The following is a 4,713-nucleotide window of genomic DNA, read 5'->3' as shown; positions in this document are numbered from 1 at the left end:
ACAGCCTTCGAGAAGTCCAGCATAAGAGGACGGGCCTGATTCTCATCATCTACCATATCGCAATGGTATTTGCCTAACCCGCACGGATAGTCCGTTCCGATCTTTTCGCCCGGATTAGTCGGATTGTAGTCCGTGCTCAGGAACGGATCGTGGCGCGTACCCTTGTTTTGCAGACCGCCATAGTTCAGCTTAATGTTATTGTCCGCACCGATAAAAATACTTCCGGACGAATCGTTCGGGGTGTATTGGAAATCCTGCAGGTATACATTGTTACGCTCTTCGGCGCAACCGCAGAAGCCCACTTTCGCCAAGTCGCTCAGGTCATCCGTCTGTGCCAGCAGAAGCAGACTGCCTCGCAGACCTTGTACATTCGTCTTGTTACGCAAGTCGATATCACCGAAACGAGTGCGGAAGAAAGCGCTTCCCTTGTTGTTCTGGAAATCGAGTTCCGTACCCGTATTCATAATGATATTTCCACGCTGACCTGCGTCAACCGTTAAGTTTCCGTTATTACCGCGATAAACTATAGACTTATCCGGAGCCTGCATTACTGCAGTTCCATCGGTAACGTCACTATATTTTGCAATATCTTTGTCCACACCACAGCGACCTACACCACCGATGATACCAGCATGTTCATAACGCATCATAGACTCCCCTTTACGAGCGTGTAACAAATCGTCACAGGCGTCGCCACACAAATACTCGTTTGAGAACGGGATTTGAATCGTCATGTTATGCGTAGAACTGGCTTTCATGTCAGCATCAATCTGTGTAAATGAAATATTGGCGCCTCCATCATGATTCTTATTGTTCACATCGTCGAATCCAGCTTTGATGAGCAATTCTCCGGCAGCCCCCTCGGGTCTGTAAAGAAATCGATTAACATCGAATGCAGACTTGCCTGCACTATAACCCAACCAGATGTTCCCTTTGTGAGAAACGACATTGACCGTATCCTCGTCGGCTTTACTCATCACTTTGACCGAAGCTGAACGCAGATTATTTACTGCCAGAAAATCGGTCGTTCCATGTCCCGTATTAAGGCGGTTAATAATCACAGAGTCATTAAACCAGATATTGCCGTCTTTGCTATTGCGGTTACCCGGATCACAACCCGTATATCCTGCATTACCCCCATTCTGCACACCACAATCAATCATTTCGGCCGAGAAGAGGACATAGTTATCTGTTTCTGTCTTTACATTCACATCGTCGTCAGTTGTAATGTTTCCGCCCATAGCTTGTACGGCAATTGTCTGCGTCTGTGTATTACCCGTATAGTTCGCGGTAAGTTTTCCACTGAGTGTTATGTTACGCCGTCCTATCATTGTCAATTTTGATCCGATATCAGCTGTACTGTTAAATGTCAAGTGCGCATCGGTAGCCGATAGAATATCTCTTCCGGCATAGAGGTTGGAAATAATCTTGTCGGCATTTTCTGTTGAGGTAAAAGGAATATCGAATTTAAGATCTTGTCCTGCCCAGAGATCAAGAGCAGCTGTATTTCCTCCACCAAAAGTCACCTGAAAATCAACCGGAGTAGGCAACGTTTTTTTTCTGAACCACACATCTCCTTGGTTTGATTGAACGGCCACGTTCGATCCGGTAGCTGTCGCCATATCTATTGCTCCATGGTGCAGCCAAGCCCCTTGTTCTCCATCGATGAACACATCGTTTTGAGGTTGGTTTGTTGTATAAGCAAATTTGCCTCGAATATCGACGGTACTCGATTTGGACTGGATAGCCACATCTCCTTTACCTTCTAATTGAAGGGTCGCATCTTTTTGCATCACAACGTTACCGGCTCCCTGTACGAGTAAAGAACCGTCTTTTCCGCTATAATTGAATTCTCCATTAATCATTACCCCATCATTTTGAGACTGAATACGTGTCTGCAGTTTCGCATCTAACGCATCATAAGCTGCCGGATTGCTACCTAACAAATCCGTCTTGCAATACAGATCACGTATCAGATTCGTATTGTTTATCGGAACATAATTTTTCAATGGATCATTCCACGTATTATTGGCATCTGCCTGGGGCGATGTAATTTCTACTTTGCCTAAACGAACATTCCCAAATTTATTATTCCGATGATCAGCTTCGCCACGTGCCCATACGGTCAGGTTACTTTCATACCCGGCACCAGCTCCGGCACCACCTTGATAGATTAAATCACCCATTTCAACGAATGACAACTCCGAAATAAACGCCGCATTATTATTATTCTGTGCTGCGTTGATCGTCAAACTACCATAACCGATCGGATTATTTAAATCGCCGGTCGATATTTTGCCTTTGGCCTGTACGTGTAAAGCTCCCTTACCTGTCGGCGCTGAAGTAGCTGCATTTAAACTGACTAAGCCAGCACCACCCAATAAGATAGAAGCATTTTGGAAATCGTTTGGATCGTTTCCTCCGTCATTTAGAATATTTAAAGGTTGATCTTTATCCATTTTGAAAGCAGGAGCAGCTCCTCTCATATCGATCGCTTGCGAGATGTTCACACAGCCACCGTAATTTTTAAAGGTACCGCCGGAGTACACAAAGAATTTGTTGTATGTTCCTTTGGTTGCCTCTCCAACCTCAATCACACCATCGTTATCATCGGCACCTGCTGCCGTTTTGCTTGTATGAATATTCGCGTTCGTTCCTGCATACGTACCATTGACCCCCCAGATACCAGCTGTAACCTGTTTGTTGGGACCAAGATGTGCACTGATGCCGTTATCTTGCGGGTATGTGTGTGATGCTTTCCAGTCGGCTGCCCATGGTGCAGTACCCGGCATCAGGAAAATATCGGCAGTAGTAGTTGTCGGGTAAGCCGGCGCGCCAGATTTCGAATACCACCCGTTTTTATCCTCCGCGGCAACCGTTCTGTCTTCTACATACATCGGGAATGCTCCGAAGTCCCCACCTACACGAAGAGCAAAATGTTCTTCTTTCGGGAATACCAGATAAGCCTTGCTCTTTCCTTGAGTGGTAGCATTTGTAGCATTTCCGGCCACACAAGTACGCGAATTGTTCAAGAAACGGATTGCCCCGTCGACATAAGCATCGGGGAGCTGATACATTCCTTTATCCTCAAACGTCGCATCCTGCTTCTGATAATAAACTTTTCCGCTAAAATGGGAACATCCTGAAGCGTTGAAATTGGCCTCCATATCTTGTGGAGCTCCTAATGTACCTTCTTTCGACATCCACCACCAGCCGATGTCGGACATACGCAATTCGCCGAATGAGTTAACTCCCGAAACCATTACCGTAGTAGGCCGTATATACGAACTTCCGGTAACACCGGCAAGGGCTGCATAATTGGCATAATTTGATTGGGGCCCCGGTATTGTTTGCCATAATTGCTTCCCGTCATCATTTCCAGTAAGCAAATCAACTGTCGAGGTATAAATATTATCCCCCATTCCCGCAAGATTAATCTTAAAACTCGTCTTATCCCAGTTACTGACATGATTATGGATCGGAAAAACGGCAGCATCCGGGGCGATTTTTACCGCAGCAAAAACACTACCATAATAATTGCCATTTAATGCATCTGCGTAGCCCAACATTTCGGATCCGGCAGGAACAGGAGGTGCAGCACTCCCTGTGCCACCAGTAAATAGACCTAAATCTCCTATATCTTTAGTTGCATCATACTTAAGAAGACGAAAATACATTCGGTCTGTCGCTTCTTTGGCAGTCCAATTAACAGGCCAGGCCGTTTGTCGATAATCCTTAAAGTGGACATTGATGATCTGACCCGCAGCACCTCCGCCATTGTCAAAAATATTCATCACCACATTTTGCGAATATTGAGAACCTACGAGTAAAGTTCCATACACATTCTGCACGGTGTGGAGCGGATTCGTATTGGGAACAGTCAATACACCATTCCCCCCAATTATGGCAGACTCTCCAGCTCCAAACTCATTGTTCACATTGTCGGCATTCGTAATGTAGCCTTTACTATCCGGGGCATTGGCATCTCCTCTTCGGACATCTACCTTCCCGTCAGCGGAGACGTAGCCGCTCTTATAGGCCTGTCCCCACATTGTTCCGCTGCCTGCCATCACTAACGCGATACAAGCCAGCCATAAAATTGTTAATCTTCTTTTCATAATTTCTGATTTTAGTAAATAAATCTTCTTTTTTAATTGTCATTTCTTCCTCAGGATCCTTCTCTCTTACTCGGTTACGAGATCGAAAGTGATTTCGTCGAGGTTATTCTTAAAGTCTACGCCCGGCGTAAAAACAACTTTGGGCGGGTTCATTTTCTTCGCATTGTACTTCTCCTTCGTATCCACGCCTTCGCCGGTGATGGACAACCGTATGGTACCGAAACTGCCGAGTTGCACGCTGTGCCCGAGCATCAAGTAGGCTGGCAACCGGTCGAGGAAGTTGTCTAATACGTTGTTAATATCTCCCCGTGTAAGCGAGGAGCGTCCCGATATATCGGTTACGATCTGTTTGACCGTTACTCTCCCGGCATTAATTGCCTGAGGATACCACTTGCCCGGCTCAGCAGGCTTTTGCGGATTTTTCCGCTGCACTAATTTGTACTTCATGATTTTTTACGTTTTTATTAGGATGAATATGGAAGTTTATTTTTACCGTTTTTACGTACATACGGACGCGCGTAAATTTCCGTCCGTATATAAATTTCGCTACATACGGACGCGCGTAAACTTACATACGGATGTAAATTTATTTTCT

General features: G+C 45.5%; 2 protein-coding genes. Both read right to left on the bottom strand.

Going from position 1 to position 4,713, the window contains the following annotated elements; genetic code table 11:
* On the bottom strand, window positions 1-4,118 hold a 4,118-nt coding region (locus EII41_RS13275; RefSeq protein ID WP_185711924.1), incomplete at its 3' end, for a hypothetical protein.
* Window positions 4,119-4,184: 66 nt separating this feature from the next.
* A complete protein-coding gene (locus EII41_RS13270; protein ID WP_124790969.1) occupies window positions 4,185-4,565 on the bottom strand; it encodes an HU family DNA-binding protein in 381 nt (126 codons plus the stop codon).
* Between the last annotated feature and the right edge of the window lie 148 nt (window positions 4,566-4,713).

Origin of the sequence: Tannerella forsythia (assembly GCF_003860135.1) — a bacterium.
Classification (GTDB): domain Bacteria; phylum Bacteroidota; class Bacteroidia; order Bacteroidales; family Tannerellaceae; genus Tannerella; species Tannerella forsythia_A.
Note: the sequence above shows the minus strand (reverse complement) of the source record. Positions and strands in the feature narration are given on the sequence as shown.

Excerpts from the sequence above, each read along its gene's own strand:
- EII41_RS13270 (WP_124790969.1), bottom strand. The coding sequence starts at position 4,565 with ATGAAGTACAAATTAGTGCAGCGGAAAAATCCGCAAAAGCCTGCTGAG.